13 protein-coding genes are annotated in these 16,221 nt (G+C 63.9%); 11 read left to right on the top strand and 2 right to left on the bottom strand.

Annotation, left to right across the window (positions count from 1 at the left end):
- Nucleotides 1–15: 15 nt before the first annotated feature.
- Complete coding sequence (locus AC07Y0_RS03565) at nucleotides 16–942, top strand: DMT family transporter (RefSeq protein ID WP_498674586.1); 927 nt, start codon at nucleotides 16–18, stop codon at nucleotides 940–942.
- On the opposite strand, the gene AC07Y0_RS03560 is transcribed toward AC07Y0_RS03565, so the two are convergent.
- Nucleotides 943–1,596, bottom strand: coding sequence for a TetR family transcriptional regulator C-terminal domain-containing protein (locus AC07Y0_RS03560; protein WP_498674583.1), 654 nt, complete (start codon nucleotides 1,594–1,596; stop codon nucleotides 943–945).
- A gap of 297 nt (nucleotides 1,597–1,893) precedes the next feature.
- Between AC07Y0_RS03560 and AC07Y0_RS03555 the strand changes: the two genes are divergently transcribed.
- The 3 genes from AC07Y0_RS03555 to hydA all read left to right on the top strand — a co-directional run bounded on the left by AC07Y0_RS03555 (nucleotide 1,894) and on the right by hydA (nucleotide 5,533).
- A complete protein-coding gene (locus tag AC07Y0_RS03555; protein ID WP_498674581.1) occupies nucleotides 1,894–3,147 on the top strand; it encodes a Zn-dependent hydrolase in 1,254 nt (417 codons plus the stop codon).
- A complete protein-coding gene (locus tag AC07Y0_RS03550) occupies nucleotides 3,144–3,785 on the top strand; it encodes an endonuclease domain-containing protein (RefSeq protein WP_498674579.1) in 642 nt (213 codons plus the stop codon). The genes AC07Y0_RS03555 and AC07Y0_RS03550 overlap by 4 nt, the downstream gene beginning before the upstream one ends.
- A 293-nt stretch (nucleotides 3,786–4,078) precedes the next feature.
- Complete coding sequence (hydA, locus tag AC07Y0_RS03545) at nucleotides 4,079–5,533, top strand: dihydropyrimidinase (RefSeq protein WP_498674578.1); 1,455 nt, start codon at nucleotides 4,079–4,081, stop codon at nucleotides 5,531–5,533.
- Nucleotides 5,534–5,916: 383 nt separating this feature from the next.
- Here the strand turns inward: hydA and AC07Y0_RS03540 are convergent, their stop codons facing one another.
- Nucleotides 5,917–6,330, bottom strand: coding sequence for a cupin domain-containing protein (locus AC07Y0_RS03540; protein ID WP_498674576.1), 414 nt, complete (start codon nucleotides 6,328–6,330; stop codon nucleotides 5,917–5,919).
- A 124-nt stretch (nucleotides 6,331–6,454) separates the two neighbouring features.
- Here AC07Y0_RS03540 and AC07Y0_RS03535 point away from each other — a divergent pair, with 124 nt between their 5' ends.
- From AC07Y0_RS03535 to AC07Y0_RS03505, 7 genes are all read left to right on the top strand, one after another.
- Entirely contained in the window at nucleotides 6,455–7,243 is a 789-nt protein-coding gene (locus AC07Y0_RS03535) for an ABC transporter ATP-binding protein (protein ID WP_498674573.1), read from the top strand.
- Nucleotides 7,244–7,471: 228 nt separating this feature from the next.
- Entirely contained in the window at nucleotides 7,472–8,356 is an 885-nt protein-coding gene (locus AC07Y0_RS03530) for an ABC transporter permease (protein WP_498674571.1), read from the top strand.
- The gene (locus AC07Y0_RS03525; RefSeq protein WP_498674569.1) at nucleotides 8,353–9,219 is read left to right on the top strand and encodes an ABC transporter permease; all 867 of its coding nucleotides are present in this window, start codon (nucleotides 8,353–8,355) and stop codon (nucleotides 9,217–9,219) included. The genes AC07Y0_RS03530 and AC07Y0_RS03525 overlap by 4 nt, the downstream gene beginning before the upstream one ends.
- Before the next feature lie 20 nt (nucleotides 9,220–9,239).
- A complete protein-coding gene (locus AC07Y0_RS03520) occupies nucleotides 9,240–10,232 on the top strand; it encodes an ABC transporter substrate-binding protein (protein WP_498674568.1) in 993 nt (330 codons plus the stop codon).
- A 353-nt stretch (nucleotides 10,233–10,585) separates the two neighbouring features.
- Complete coding sequence (locus AC07Y0_RS03515) at nucleotides 10,586–11,776, top strand: efflux RND transporter periplasmic adaptor subunit (protein ID WP_498674566.1); 1,191 nt, start codon at nucleotides 10,586–10,588, stop codon at nucleotides 11,774–11,776.
- Between the two features lie 13 nt (nucleotides 11,777–11,789).
- A complete protein-coding gene (locus AC07Y0_RS03510; protein WP_498674565.1) occupies nucleotides 11,790–15,116 on the top strand; it encodes an efflux RND transporter permease subunit in 3,327 nt (1,108 codons plus the stop codon).
- A 445-nt stretch (nucleotides 15,117–15,561) separates the two neighbouring features.
- Complete coding sequence (locus AC07Y0_RS03505; protein ID WP_498674563.1) at nucleotides 15,562–16,185, top strand: Crp/Fnr family transcriptional regulator; 624 nt, start codon at nucleotides 15,562–15,564, stop codon at nucleotides 16,183–16,185.
- Nucleotides 16,186–16,221 lie beyond the last annotated feature (36 nt).

The following is a 16,221-nucleotide window of genomic DNA, read 5'->3' as shown; positions in this document are numbered from 1 at the left end:
GACCTCGAAGCCTCCGTGACCAAGCCAGATTCCGCCAGCGGCCGCCACAATATCCACGCCATGGGACGGGAGAAGCTGAAGGCTCACCTCGCCGTGCTGCTGTTTTCCCTGCTCGTTTCCGGCTCGTTCTCCTTCGGCGGCATCGCCACGCAGCTGATCGACCCGATCGCGCTGCAGGCGCTGCGCTATGCGCTGACCGTGGCCCTGATCGGCATCCTCTGCCTGAAGCTGGGTGTCTCCCTGGCGCTGCCGCAGGCGCCGTGGCGCTTCGGCGTGCTCGGCCTCTTGATGGCAATCTACATGACGACCATGTTCGTGGCGCTTCAGTTCACCAAGCCCGTGGCGACCGGCGCGATCTTCACGCTGATGCCGCTGCTGAGCGCCGTCTTCGCCTGGTTCCTGATGCGCCAGCATACCCGTCCGGGCGTGCTCGTCAGCCTGCTGATCGCCGCAACCGGCGCCGTCTGGGTGATCTTTCGCGGCGATGTGGACGCGCTCGTCGCCTTCGACATCGGCCGCGGCGAGATGATCTATTTCGTCGGCGTGCTCTGCCATGCCGCCTATGTGCCGCTTCTGCGGCTCTTCAACCGCAAGGAAGCGCCGCTTGCCTTCGTCTTGTGGGCCGCGGTCGCGACCTTCGGCTTCATCCTCGTTCCGGCGGCACCCCGCCTCGTTGCGGTGGACTTCCTGGCCCTGCCGCCGATCGTCTGGATCGCGGTCCTCTATCTTTCGGTCATCGCCACGGCCGTGACCTTCTTCCTCCTGCAATATGCCTCGATGCGGCTTCCTGCCCCCAAGGTTCTCGCCTACGGCTATCTAACGCCGACCTTCATCATCGTCATCGAAGGGCTGATCGGCCACGGCTGGGCCTCGGCTCCCGTCTTCCTCGGGGCGCTGGTCACGGCCTGCGGCCTGCTGGTGATGGCACTGCTGCCGGATTGATCAGGCGCCGGCGGCCTTTCGCGGAATGAGGCCGCGCACGAAGAGCTCTTCCAGATAGCGCACCGCATCCTCGAAGCGGGACGTGCTTCTTTCGCCCTCGCCGAGCACCGCCTGCACCTGCACGTCGAAATCGGCATAGTGCTGCGTGGTCGACCAGATCGAGAAGATCAGGTGGTAGGGATCACAGTCATAGACCTTGCCGGCCCGGATCCAGGAACGGATGACCTCGACCTTCTCGTCGACCAGTTCCTTCAGCTGCCCCTTCAGCATGTCCTCGATATGCGGCGCGCCCTGCAGGATCTCGTTGGCGAAGAGCCGGCTCTCGCGCGGAAAATCGCGGGCCATCTCCAGCTTGCGGCGGATATAGGAGCGGATTTCCTCTTCCGGGTCGCCTTCGGCATCAAAGGCCCTCAGCGGCTCGAGCCAGTTTTCCAGCACCCGGTCGATCAGCGCCCGGTGCATGCCCTCCTTGGTGCGGAAATAGTAAAGCAGGTTCGGCTTCGACATGCCGGCGACCTCGGCGATCTGGTCGATGGTCGAGCCGCGGAAGCCTCTCAGCGAAAAGACGTCCAGCGCCGCTTCCAGGATGAGCTCTTCCTTCTCCTCCTGGATCCGGGTCCGCCTCTGTGTCTGTGCCGCTCTCGGTATTGCCATCCGCTGCCCGCTCCGCCCGCGACCAAGCCTAAAAGCTTGATCTTTCTCAATTTTACCCGTGCACTTTTTTCGGGCAGATGCCCGCTATTTTGTCGTGATTTTTCGCTTTTTCCGTCTTGAGTGCCGCGTCGGAAGCTGTAATGTTTACCAGTCGGTCAAATTATTGGTCAGTTGTCAAATAAAGGCAACCGGCCATTTCGCCAGCCAGAGAAACAAAAAACATCGGCTGTCGGCGACAAGGGGAATTACGGGGCATGCGGTTTGCATGCCCCCTCGAAAACAGGTGAGGATACTGGCATGACGGCTCAACCCGGCGTGAACTTGCGCGTGAATGGCGACCGCCTTTGGGATTCGCTGATGGACATGGCGAAGATCGGCCCCGGCATCGCCGGCGGCAACAATCGCCAGACGCTGACCGACGCCGACGCCGAGGGCCGCAAGCTCTTCCAGACATGGTGCGAAGAGGCCGGCATGACCATGGGCGTCGACAAGATGGGCACCATGTTCATGACCCGTCCCGGCACCGATCCCGACGCCCTGCCGGTCTATGTCGGCTCGCATCTCGACACCCAGCCGACCGGCGGCAAGTATGACGGCGTGCTCGGCGTCCTGGCCGCCCTCGAAATCGTCCGCTCGATGAACGATCTCGGCATCCGGACGAAGCACCCGATTGTCGTCACCAACTGGGCCAACGAGGAAGGCGCGCGTTTTGCCCCGGCCATGCTCGCCTCGGGCGTCTTTGCCGGCATCCATTCGCTCGACTATGCCTATGGCCGCCAGGATCCGGACGGCAAGACCTATGGCGAGGAGCTGAAGCGCATCGGCTGGCTCGGCGACGAAGAGGTCGGCGCTAGGCAGATGCACGCCTACTACGAATACCATATCGAGCAGGGTCCGATCCTCGAGGCCGAGGACAAGCAGATCGGCGTCGTCACCCACTGTCAGGGCCTGTGGTGGCTGGAATTCACGCTCACCGGCCGCGAGGCCCATACCGGCTCGACGCCGATGAACCTGCGCGTCAATGCCGGCCTCGCCATGGCCCGCATCATGGAAATGGTCCAGACGGTGGCCATGGACAACCAGCCGGGTGCGGTCGGCGGCGTCGGCCAGGTGAAGTTCTCGCCCAATTCCCGCAATGTCCTGCCCGGAACGGCGATCTTCACCGTCGACATCCGCACGCCGGATCTCGCCAAGCTCAACGCCATGCGCGCCCGCATCGAGAAGGAAGCGGCCGCGATCTGCGAAACGCTCGGCGTCGGCTGTTCGGTCGAGGCCGTCGGCCATTTCGACCCGGTCACCTTCGACCCGAAGCTGGTGGAAACGGTGCGCAACGCCGCCGAGCGGCTCGGCTACAGCCACATGAACCTGATCTCCGGCGCCGGCCACGACGCCTGCTGGGCCGCCAAGGTGGCGCCCGCCACCATGATCATGTGCCCCTGCGTCGGCGGCCTGTCGCACAACGAGGCCGAGGACATCTCCAAGGACTGGGCCACCGCCGGCGCCGACGTGCTGCTGCAGGCCGTGCTGGAGACGGCGGAGATTGTGGCGTGATGTCACTCGCCTTCGGCGCCCCCTCATCCGGCCCTTCGGGCCACCTTCTCCCCGCTGGGGAGAAGAGGGTGTCTGTGGCGACCTCGCCATCTCCACCGACCGGGTCGGCGACGCCACTGTTTGGCTTAGAGGCATGGAGCGGACGGCATCGGCGTGACCTCTTCTCCCCAACGGGGAGAAGGTGGCGCGTAGCGCCGGATGAGGGGGGCACCCACATGGCAGGCGATCAACCGGATATCACCAAGCGGCGCGCCGGCAAGACGGATCAGGCGCGCTCACTGAGACAGAACGAAACGGAGGCCGAATTTCGCCTCTGGAGCGATCTTCGCAACCGGCAACTGAACGGCCACAAATTTTCCCGACAAGTCCCGCTCGGTGCCTATGTCGCGGATTTCGTCTGCCGGGAGCGGCATTTGATCGTCGAACTCGACGGCAGCCAGCATGCCGAAGGCATTGCGGATGAGCGGCGCACCCTTTGGCTGAACGAGCATGGCTATTCCGTCCTGCGCTTCTGGAACGACGAGGCGCTCAAGGAGCGACGTGCGGTATTGGAGACCATTCTGGCGGTTCTGGAAGGCCGGATCGTGGATCAATGCGAAACCATCCGCTTCTCTCCGGCTAAACCGGAGAACCGGTGACCGCCATGCCGCAACAGTGCTCGCTTCGCGCCCCCTCATCCGGCCCTTCGGGCCACCTTCTCCCCGCTGGGGAGAAGAGGGAGGATGTGGCGACCTCGCCGTTCCCAGCGACAGTTGCAGTGACGGAAATCCTGGGCCTCGACAAAGGGCGCGCGCGGCGCCGGCGTGACCGCTTCTCCCCGGTGGGGAGAAGGTGGCGCGTAGCGCCGGATGAGGGGGTGCCGAAGGCACGCTTTTCCCTCGCCATGCATCGAAATCATCACAATAGCGCACAAGACACGGGGTGAAACGACATGAGCACAGTCATCAAGGGCGGAACCATCGTCACCGCCGATCTTACCTACAAGGCCGATGTGAAGATCGAAGGCGGGGTGATCGTCGAGATCGGGCCGGACCTCAAGGGCGACACGGTTCTCGACGCCGCCGGCTGCTATGTCATGCCGGGCGGCATCGACCCGCATGTGCATCTCGAAATGCCGTTCATGGGCACCTATTCCGCCGACGACTTCGAAAGCGGCACGCGGGCGGGCCTTGCCGGCGGCACCACCATGGTGGTCGACTTCTGTCTGCCGGCGCCGGACCAGTCGCTGCTCGACGCGCTCTCGATGTGGCACAACAAGACCAGCCGCGCCAATGCCGACTATTCCTTCCACATGGCGATCACCGGCTGGAACGAACGCGTCTTCGACGAGATGAAGACCGTGGTCCAGGACAAGGGCATCAACACCTTCAAGCACTTCATGGCCTACAAGGGCGCGCTGATGGTGAACGACGACGAGATGTTCGCCTCGTTCTCGCGCTGCGCCGAACTGGGCGCCCTGCCGCTCGTCCATGCGGAAAACGGCGACGTGGTGGCGGCGATGACCGCAAAGCTGCTCGCCGAAGGCAACAACGGTCCGGAAGCCCACGCCTATTCGCGCCCCGCCGAAGTGGAAGGCGAAGCGACCAACCGCGCCATCATGCTGGCCGACATGGCGGGCGTGCCGCTCTATGTCGTGCACACGTCGTGCGAACAGGCCCATGAAGCCATCCGCCGCGCGCGGCAGAAGGGCATGCGCGTCTATGGCGAGCCGCTGATCCAGCACCTGACGCTCGACGAGAGCGAATATTTCGACAAGGACTGGGACCACGCCGCCCGCCGCGTCATGTCGCCCCCCTTCCGCAACAAGCAGCATCAGGATTCGCTGTGGGCCGGCCTGCAGTCGGGCTCGCTCTCCTGCGTCGCCACCGACCACTGCGCCTTTACTACCGAGCAGAAGCGTTTCGGCGTCGGCAACTTCGCCAAGATCCCGAACGGCACCGGCGGTCTGGAAGACCGCATGCCGATGCTGTGGACCTATGGGGTGGCGACCGGCCGCCTGACGATGAACGAGTTCGTCGCCGTCACCTCGACCAATATCGCCAAGATCCTCAACATCTATCCGAAGAAGGGTGCGGTCCTCGTCGGCGCCGATGCCGACCTCGTCGTCTGGGATCCGAAGCGCTCCAAGACCATCTCGGCCAAGAGCCAGCAGTCGGCGATCGACTACAACGTCTTCGAAGGCAAGCAGGTCACCGGCCTGCCGCGCTTCACGCTCACGCGCGGCAAGGTGGTGATCGAGGAAGCGACGGTGAAGACCGAGGAAGGCCACGGCCAGTTCGTCAGCCGAGAGCCCTTCACGGCGGTCAACAAGGCGCTGTCCACCTGGAAGGAACTGGTCGCGCCGCGCAAGGTCGAGCGCAGCGGTATTCCGGCGACGGGGGTGTGACGGTAGAGATGGCCGCAGTGCTTGAAGCCACCCCCCTCTGCCCCCTGAGCCTGTCGAAGGGCGGGCGTCTCCCCCTCAAGGGGGGAGATCGGGTGGGGCTGGCCGCTCGGCTGGGACAGACTGCGCAGAGCAACATCTCGCCACTGGGACGTCCCGTTCCGGCAGAACATCCGCGGGGTCCGATCTCCCCCCTTGAGGGGGAGGTGTCCGGCAGGACAGAGGGGGGTAGAGCGCCCACAACCGAAACCCTCTTCTCCCCAGCGGGGAGAAGTGCTGAGCGCAGCGAGGCGATGAGGGGGCCAAGTGCGCTGGACCTTATGAGCTTCGCTCCCGCTCATCCGGCCCTGCGGGCCACCGTCTCCCCACCGGGGAGAAGGCCAGCCTCAAACTTCCACCAACCCATCCAGTTCCGGCAGAAGAACGACGCTTTCCTGCTCGTTGGGATCTGTCCGCGCGATCAGCGCCGTGCAGGGCGCGTTGGAGAGGTTCGCCGGCAGGTGCGGCACGCCGGCCGGGATGTACATCAGTTCGCCGGCATGCAGGATCACATGGTTTTCCAACCGGTCGCCGTACCAGGTATGCGCCTGGCCCGACAGGCAGTAGATCGCCGTCTCGTGGTTCTCGTGCAGATGCGCCTTGGCCCTCGCGCCCGGCGGCATGGTCAGAAGGTGCATGCAGATGCCCTTCGAGCCGACCGTTTCGGCCGAAATGCCGGCGAAATAGCTCAGACCCTGCTTACCGTCATAGGTGCTTTCGGGCCGAACGATCCGGCAGGTGGGTTTGAATGACGTATCCATGCTGGCACTCCTCCATGAGCTCCGAAATTCCCGCAAAGTCCGATAGGCCGGCCCGTGCCTGCCATGTATTGATAGTGTGCAAGAGGCTTGGCGCCTTTGCAAGAAAGCCCATAGGTTCCCATCGATGACCGCTCCCTTTTCCGTCGTGTCCGCCAAGGACCTCTGTCTCACCTTCCAGACGGGGGACGGGCCGGTCCATGCGCTGTCCAATGTCGATCTCGAGGTGAAGAAGGGCGACTTCGTTTCCTTCATCGGCCCGTCCGGCTGCGGCAAGACCACCTTCCTGCGCGTCATCGCCGATCTGGAGAAACACACCTCGGGCACGATCACCGTCAACGGCATGACCCCGGAGAACGCCCGCAAGGACCGTTCCTACGGCTATGTCTTCCAGGCGGCGGCGCTCTATCCCTGGCGCACGATCGAGAAGAACATCGCCCTGCCGCTCGAGATCATGGGCTTTTCCAAGGAAGAGCAGAACAAGCGGGTCGAGCAGACGCTGGAGCTGGTCAACCTCACCGGTTTCGGCAAGAAATTCCCCTGGCAGCTGTCGGGCGGCATGCAGCAGCGCGCCTCGATCGCCCGCGCGCTCGCCTTCGACGCCGACCTGCTGTTGATGGACGAGCCCTTCGGCGCGCTCGACGAGATCGTCCGCGACCATCTCAACTCCGAACTGCTGAAACTCTGGGACCGCACCGACAAGACGATCTGCTTCGTCACCCACTCCATTCCCGAAGCGGTCTATCTGTCGACCAAGATTGTCGTCATGAGCCCCCGCCCCGGCCGCGTCACCGACATCATCGAATCGACGCTGCCCAGGGAACGCCCGCTGGAGATCCGCGAAACACCGGAATTCCTCGCGATCGCCCACCGCGTCCGCGAGGGCCTGAAGGCGGGGCACAGCTATGAGGAATAGCGTGATCGTGTCTCGGGTGCTGCCATTGTCCTTCGCCGCTCGCGTTGCGAATGAGAAGCCCCTCACCCTGACCCTCTCCCCGCAGGCGGGGAGAGGGGACGGCCGGCGCGGTGCCGCTCGTCCCTTCTCCCCGTCAGAACGGGGAGAAGGTGCCGGCAGGCGGATGAGGGGCACAGGACGCTTCCGCGTGGCAGAGGGGGGTGCAAACCTCAAGATGGGAGGCCGTCCATGACCTCCCCCTCCCTCCTCCGCGACCGCGTCCTGCCGATCCTCACCGTCGTCTTCGCCATCCTCGTCGTCTGGCACATCTTCGTCGTCTACCTCAACGCGCCCTTCGTGCGCGACCAGGCGGCCAGGGCGAGCGAAGAGATCACCTTTTCCCAGGTGGTCGAGCGCACCTTTGCCCAGGAGCGGCCGGTACTGCCCGCCCCGCACCAGATCTTCCTCGAACTGTGGGACACCACGGTCAACAAGGCGGTCACCTCCAAGCGCAGCCTCGTCTACCATGCCGGCGTCACGCTGTCGGCGACCCTGCTCGGCTTCGTCATCGGCACCGTGCTCGGCATCCTGCTTGCTGTCGGCATCGTCCACAACCGGGCCATGGACCGGTCGCTGATGCCCTGGGTGATCGCCAGCCAGACCATTCCGATCCTGGCGATCGCGCCGATGGTCATCGTCGTCCTGAACTCGGTCGGCATATCGGGCATCCTGCCCAAGGCGCTGATCTCGACCTACCTGTCCTTCTTCCCGATCGTCGTCGGCATGGTGAAGGGACTTCGAAGCCCTGACACCATCCTGCTCGACCTGATGCACACCTATCATGCGAGCCCCTCCCAGACCTTCTGCAAGCTGCGCTGGCCGGCCTCGATGCCCTACCTGTTCACCTCGCTCAAGGTCGCGATCGCCATCTCGCTGCTCGGCGCGATCGTCGCCGAACTGCCGACCGGCGCCATTGCCGGCCTCGGCGCGCGGCTGCTCTCCGGCTCCTATTACGGCCAGACCATTCAGATCTGGGCGGCGCTGTTCATGGCCGCCGGCCTTGCCGCCATCCTGGTCTCGATCGTCGGCGTCGCCCACGCCCGGGTGCTCGCGCGCATGGGGGTCAAGCCATGAACGGATATCTCGTCTTCGCCCTCGTCTTCTGGCTGTCCGCCTGGGGCCTCAACGAATGGCTGGTGCGCCGGACCTTCAAGGATCGCACGGTGCGCCGCATCGTCAACATCGCCGTGCCGCTGATCTTCGGCACGACGCTGCTGGTCATCTGGGAATGCCTGGTGCACGGCTTCAACATCCCCTCGATCCTGCTGCCGGCACCGTCGATGATCTGGGCACGGCTCACCACCTCGGTGCCGACGCTGTGGGCCGATTTCCGGCAGACCTTCCTGAAATCGGTGATCACCGGCTATGCGCTCGGCTGCGGTCTCGGTTTTGCCGTCGCCATCCTGGTCGACCGCTCGCCCTTCCTGCAGAAGGGCCTGCTGCCGATCGGCAATTTCGTCTCGGCCCTGCCCATGGTCGGCGTCGCGCCGATCATGGTCATGTGGTTCGGCTTCGACTGGCAGTCCAAGGTCGCCGTCGTCGTCATCATGACCTTCTTCCCCATGCTGGTGAACACCGTGCAGGGGCTGTCGGCGGCGAGCCACATGGAACGCGACCTGATGCGCACCTATGCGGCATCGTGGTGGCAGACGCTGGTCAAGCTGCGGCTGCCGGCCGCATGGCCGTTCATCTTCAACGCGCTCAAGATCAATTCCACGCTGGCCCTGATCGGCGCCATCGTGGCGGAGTTCTTCGGCACCCCGATCGTCGGCATGGGGTTCCGCATTTCCACGGAAGTGGGTCGCAGCAATGTCGACATGGTCTGGGCGGAGATTGCGGTTGCCGCGCTCGCCGGATCGATCTTTTATGGGGTGGTGGCGCTCGCCGAGCGCGCCGTCACCTTCTGGCATCCGTCTGTCCGTGGTGGACAGGCGTAAATAAGAAAGAGGGAACCAAAATGACATTGAAACTCGCATCCCTGCTGCTGGCCGGCGCCGTCTCGCTGACCGCCATGCAGGCGGCCGCTGCCGAAAAGGTGACGCTGCAACTGAAGTGGGTCACCCAGGCTCAGTTCGCCGGCTACTACGTCGCCAAGGACAAGGGCTTCTACGAGGAAGAAGGTCTGGACGTCGAAATCAAGCCGGGCGGCCCGGACATCGCGCCCCCGCAGGTTCTTGCCGGCGGCGGGGCCGACGTGATCGTCGACTGGATGCCGTCCGCTCTCGCCACCCGCGAAAAGGGCGTTCCGCTCGTCAACATCGCCCAGCCGTTCAAGTCCTCGGGCATGATGCTGACCTGTCTCAAGGAAACCGGCATCACCAAGCCGGAAGACTTCAAGGGCAAGACGCTCGGCGTCTGGTTCTTCGGCAATGAATATCCGTTCCTGTCCTGGATGGCCCATCTCGGCATCAAGACCGACGGTGGCGCCGACGGCGTGACCGTGCTGAAGCAGGGCTTCAACGTCGATCCGCTGCTGCAGAAGCAGGCCGCCTGCATCTCGACCATGACCTACAACGAATATTGGCAGGTCATCGACGCCGGCATCAAGGCCGAAGACCTGGTGACGTTCCAGTACGAGAAGGAAGGCGTGGCCACGCTCGAAGACGGCCTCTACGTCCTTGAGGATTCGCTGAAGGACGCTGCCTTCAAGGAAAAGATGGTCAAGTTCGTCCGCGCCTCGATGAAGGGCTGGAAGTGGGCCGAAGAGAACCCGGATGACGCAGCCGAGATCGTCCTCGAAAACGATGCCTCGGGTGCCCAGACGGAAGTCCACCAGAAGCGCATGATGGGCGAAGTCGCCAAGCTCACCGCCGGCTCGAACGGCGCGCTGGACGAAGCCGACTACAAGCGCACCGTCGCCACCCTGCTCGGCGGCGGTTCCGACCCGGTCATCACCAAGGAGCCGGTCGGCGCCTACACGCTCGACATCACCAACGAAGCCCTCAAGTAAAACCAGGGCAGGCGTTCGAAATAGAGGCGTCCGGATCCAGGTCCGGGCGCCTTTTTGCTTGAACAGGTTGGAGTTACGGATGCGAAAGCAGCCGACCATTCCCGACCGGATTGCAGATTGATTTGTGCGCCGCAGCAGATTAAAAAATTAGAGGCTTGGAGATCCCTTGCGGGGACTTGTATCAGGCCGCGTCGATACCAACTAAAGTTCCAGACATTACAATCGGCAGAATTGTCGTCCGGTCGCAAAGACGCTATACCGACCTGCTTGGGGCGGGAACCGTGCGTTCCGGCCGGTAATGCCCGCATCTCATGATTTTTTGACAGCCTGTCCAGAAACCTCGGAAGGGACACATGGTCCGCTCTACGAACGTCACTGCCGGATTGCTTGTTTTGTCCGTCGCCTTTTTCCCGTTTGCCGCCGCCGCCGAAGAGGCTCCGGCGAGCCAGCCGAAGCAGTCCCTGCCGTCCATTGTCGTGACCGAGGCAAGCACGCGTGCGTTGATCGACCGGATCGTCGCGACCGGAACGATCAAGGCCACCGAGGAAATCTACGTGCAGCCGCAGGTCGAGGGCCTGTCGATCCGCTCGCTCGAAGCCGATGTGGGCGACCGCGTCGCCGCGGACGCCGTCGTGGCGCGGCTGAACGACGACAGCCTGCTTTTGCAGAAGAGCCAGCTGGTGGCGACCAAGGCCAAGGCCGAAGCGTCGCTTGCCCAGTACAAGGTGCAGCTTGGGGATGCGAAGTCCGGAGCCGCCGAGGCAGAACGTCAGTACAAGCGTGCCCAGACCCTGGGCAAGTCGGGAACGCTGTCCCAGTCCTCGATCGACCAGGCCGAAACGACGGCGACCAGTGCCATCGCCAAGGTGGACAGCACGGTGCAGGCGATCGCCATCGCCGAGGCCGACATCAAGGTGGTCGAGAGCCAGCTTGCCGACATCGATCTGAAGCTCGCCCGCACCGATGTGAAGACTCCGGTCGCCGGCGTGATCGCCGACCGCAACGCCAAGGTCGGCGCGATCGCCAGCGGTGCCGGTGAGCCGATGTTCACCGTCATCCGTGACGGCGAGATCGAACTCGTGGCCGACATTTCGGAAACCGACATCCTGAAGATGCGGGTCGGGCAGAAGGCCAGGATCAAGGTCGCCGGCGGCGCGGCAACGCTGGACGGGTCCGTTCGGCTGATCTCGCCGCTCGTCGACCCGCAGACGCGCCTCGGCGCGGTCCACATCGCTATCGACGACGACCAGGGCGCACGCTCCGGCATGTATGCGAGCGCCGAGATCATCATTGCCGAAGCCGATGGCGTGGCGTTACCCTTGTCGGCAATCACCACCGACAAGCACGGCACGACGACGCGCCTGGTCACGGACAACGTGGTCAAGCAGGTCAAGATTGAGACGGGCATCCAGGATGGCGCCTTCATCGAGATCAAGGACGGGCTAAAGCAAGGCGATGTGGTGGTCGCCAAGGCCGGCGCCTTCGTCCGCGACGGCGACCGCATCAATCCAGTCCGCGACGAGACGTCGGCGGAGTCGAACTGAGCAGGAGCGCGCCGTGAATTTTTCCGCCTGGTCCATTCGCAATCCGATCGCACCGATTCTCGGCTTCTTCCTGCTGATGGTCGTGGGCGTGCAGTCGTTCTTCGCGTTGCCGATCACCCGCTTTCCCAACATCGACGTGCCGCTCGTGGCCATCACCGTTCAGCAGAGCGGCTCATCCCCGGCCGAGCTGGAAATGCAGGTGACGAAGGAGATCGAGGACGCCGTCGCCAGCATCACCGGCGTTGACGAACTCTCGTCCACGGTCACCGACGGCCAGTCGCAGACGGTCGTGATGTTCCGCATGGAAATTCCGACGGAACAGGCCGTTCAGGACGTCAAGGATGCCATCGACGGCATTCGCGGCGACCTGCCGGCCTCCGTCGAGGAACCGATCGTGTCCAAGGTCGATGTCGAGGGGCAGGCGATCCAGACCTTTGCCGTTTCCTCGCCCAACATGTCGCTCGAGGAACTGTCCTGGTTCGTCGACGACACGATCAAGCGCGCGCTGCAGGGCCAGCCGGGCATCGGCCGTATCGACCGCTACGGCGGCGCCGATCGGGAGATCCGGGTCGAGCTGAACCCCGACCGGCTGGACGCCTATGGGATCACCGCCGCCGACGTGAACGGGCAACTGCGCGGCACCAATGTCGATCTCGGCTCCGGCCGCGGCCAGGTTGCCGGCGCCGAGCAGGCGATCCGCACGCTGGGCGATGCGCGCAACGTCTCCGACCTCGCCAATACGACGATCGCGCTTTCGGGCGGCCGCTTCGTCAAGCTGTCCGACCTCGGCACGGTCCAGGACACCTACGAGGAACAGAAGTCGTTCTCGCGCTATAACGGCGAACCGGTCGTCACCTTCGCCGTCTTCCGCGCCAAGGGCGCCAGCGAAGTCTCGGTGGCCGAAACCGTCGGCAAGAGCCTGACGCAGGTCCGCACCGAGTACCCGGATGTCGATATCGAGCTGATCAACGACTCGGTCTACTTCACCTACGGCAATTACGAAGCCGCCATGCATACCCTGCTGGAAGGCGCGATCCTTGCCGTCATCGTGGTCTTCCTGTTCCTGCGCAACTGGCGCGCCACGCTGATCTCAGCGGTTGCCCTGCCCTTGTCCGCGATCCCGACCTTCTGGATCATGGACATGATGGACTTCTCGCTCAACCTCGTCAGCTTCCTGGCGCTGACGCTCGCGACCGGTATCCTCGTCGACGATGCCATCGTCGAGATCGAGAACATCGCCCGTCACATCAAGATGGGCAAGACACCCTATCGTGCTGCCATCGAGGCGGCGGACGAGATCGGCCTTGCCGTCATTGCCACGACCTTCACCATCATTGCCGTCTTCGTGCCGGTGTCGTTCATGCCGGGCATTCCCGGCCAGTACTTCATCCAGTTCGGCCTGACCGTCGCCTTCTCGGTGTTCTTCTCGCTGATGGTGGCGCGCCTGATCACGCCGCTGATGGCCGCCTATCTGATGCGCTCCGAAGACGCGATGGACGACCACCACGACAACGACAGCGCCTTCATGAAGGGCTATACGCGGCTGGTGCGCACGACGACGACGCACTGGTATGCCCGCTATGCCACGCTGATCGGCGCGTTCGCCTTCCTCGGCGCCTCCATGTTCCTGCTCAGCCAGGTCCCCGGCAGCTTCCTGCCGCCGGAGGACGCCGGCCGCGTCACCCTTTCCGTGGAACTGCCGCCAAACGCGACGCTCGCCGAAACCGAGAAGAAGACGGACGAGATCTACGCCGCGGTTAAGGATCTCGACGGCGTGGAGAGCACCTTCATTCTTGGCGGCGCCTCGCCGAAGGGTGACATGGAGCTGCGCCGCGCCAGCGTGACGCTGAACCTGATCAAGATCGAGCATTCGCTGCTGAAGACCATCGTCAACAAGGGCATCGGCGGCATTCCGCTAGTCGGCGACTATCTGCCGAAACTGCCGGTCGAGGGCCGCACCCGTCCGCAATGGGATATCGAGCGCGAAGTCTTCGAAAAGCTGAAACCGATCGCCGATATCCGCGTGCTGAAGCTCAACGACCGCGGCGAACGCGACCTGACCTTCAACTTCCTGTCGAAGAACGAGGAAGAGCTGAACGACGCGGTCGGCCTGCTCGAAGCCAAGCTGCGCACCGTACCGTCGCTGGCCAATGTCAGCGCCGAAGGCGCCCTGCCCCGGCCCGAACTGCAGATCCGTCCGCGCAAGGACGAAATGGCCCGCCTCGGCATCACGCCGAGCCAGATCGCCGAAACGGTTCGCGTCGCCACGATCGGCGACATCGACGCGGCCCTGTCGAAGATTTCGCTCGACAACCGCCTGATTCCGATCCGGGTCCAGGCCGCGCTCGACCTCAGAACCGATCTGGCCGCCATTCGGTCACTGAAGATCCGTACCGCGACCGGCGCCACCGTGCCGCTCGCCAGCGTCGCCGACATCGACTACTCGGAAGGTGTCAGCTCGATCAAGCGCAACAACCGCAACCGCGTCGTCACCATCGGTGCCGACCTGCCGCAGGGCGTGGCGCTCGACACCGCGTCCGCGGCCTTCCGACAGACCGTCGAACAGGCCGATATTCCGGCAAGCGTGCGCCTGGCCGAAAGCGGCGACACCAAAGTGCAGAACGAAATGCAGCAGAGCTTCCTCAACGCCATGCTGCTCGGCTTGCTGCTCGTGCTGACCGTCCTGATCCTGCTGTTCAAGGACGTCATCCAGCCCTTCACCATCCTGCTCTCCCTGCCGCTCGCCATCGGCGGCGTGGCGGTGGCGCTGATCGCCACCAACAATGCGCTCTCCATGCCCGTGCTGATCGGTATCCTGATGCTGATGGGCATCGTCACCAAGAACGCCATCCTGCTCGTCGACTTCGCCATCGAGATGCGCCATCGGGGCATGGCTCGCGTCGAGGCCATGGTCGAGGCGGGCCGCAAGCGTGCCCGGCCGATCATCATGACCTCGATCGCCATGTCGGCGGGCATGCTGCCCTCGGCGCTCGGGGTCGGCGAAGGCGGTTCGTTCCGCGCGCCGATGGCGATCGCCGTCATCGGCGGCATCATCGTCTCGACCGTCATGAGCCTGCTCGTGGTGCCGGCCTTCTTCCTCATCATGGACGACCTGTCGCGCCTGCTCGGTTGGCTGTTCAGCCGCATGGTCGGCAAGAAGGAAGAAGAGCGCCAGCCCCTCTCCCCCGAGACCCTGACGGACATCACGGAAAAGAACAGCGCGGCGCTCTCGACCATGGAGGAACGCCTCGCCGCCGTGGAAAAACGCCTGCCCGAAACACCGCGCAAGAGCGGCGAGAGTGCCAAACTCATTTCCCTGCCGCCGCTTGCGGCGGAGTGAACCACGCACGAACAAGAACAAGGCCGGGCAAACGCCCGGCTTTTTTCCGCGTTTTATGCGAATTTCCGCCAAAATCGCTCTATCCGGCGAGGTGATTGATCGAAATCAATTCACCCGTTCCCGGCCTTGCCTATCGTTACTTTGCTGAGAAACAAGCGAAGTGAGGGTGGTTTCTTGGCCAGGGAGCGAAACGGGACGCAATAGCCAGTCCCACCCTTTCCGGCCACGGAACATCGGAGTTGCGGGACGGATCGCGTGCGTAGTGGCGGCATGGCGGAGCCGTCTGCCGGACGAGACGACCGCGTTCACCCCGCTCCTGCCTCGCCGTTTTTCACCGAGACTGGCCAACGCGCTCCACCAGGAACGCAATCTGGAGCCGAAAACCGTGAACAAGATTTTGAAATTGAACACACGCGACAAAAACACCCTGCTCAGGACGCCCTTCATGGCATCACTCGGTGCGAGCGCGCAGGCGCGCATGCTCGAGATCGCCACCGTGATGAACTACGAAGCGCGGGACATCCTCTTCCGCGAAGGCGAGGCGGCGGAGAGTTTCTACTGCGTGCTGAACGGCTATGTCCGGCTGTTCCGGCTGAACAAGGACGGTCGCGAGGCGGATATCCGCATCTGCGGCCCCGGCGACACCTTTGCCGAATGCCTGCTGGCGATGGGCGACCACTACCTCTACAATTCGCAGGCCGCCGAGACCATCACGGTCGCGCGCTTCGAGTTGAACAAGGTGCGCGCCTTGGCCGAGCAGGAAAAGGACGTGGCCAAGGCCATCATCCAGTGCCTGTCGAACCATTTGCGCAACACGATGGACTGCATCGCCAACGACCGGCTGCAGACCGCGCCGCAGCGCGTCGCCCACTACCTGCTCGACAACTGCCCGCAGGACGGCAGCTCCGCCTCGATTCGCCTGCCCTTCCAGAAGAGCCTGCTGGCCGGAAAGCTGGGCCTTGCCCCGGAAGCGCTGTCGCGCGCCTTCTCGTCGCTCCGGCGCTCCGGCGTCACGGTGCGCGGCCGGATCATCCAGATCGCCGACATCAGCGCGCTGAAGCAGATCTGATCCGTCGCCGCTTCGCCAGGCATTCGAACGGGCGGC

The organism is Allorhizobium sp. GW101-3B10, assembly GCF_059424725.1.
This window is presented reverse-complemented; position numbering and strand designations above follow the sequence as displayed.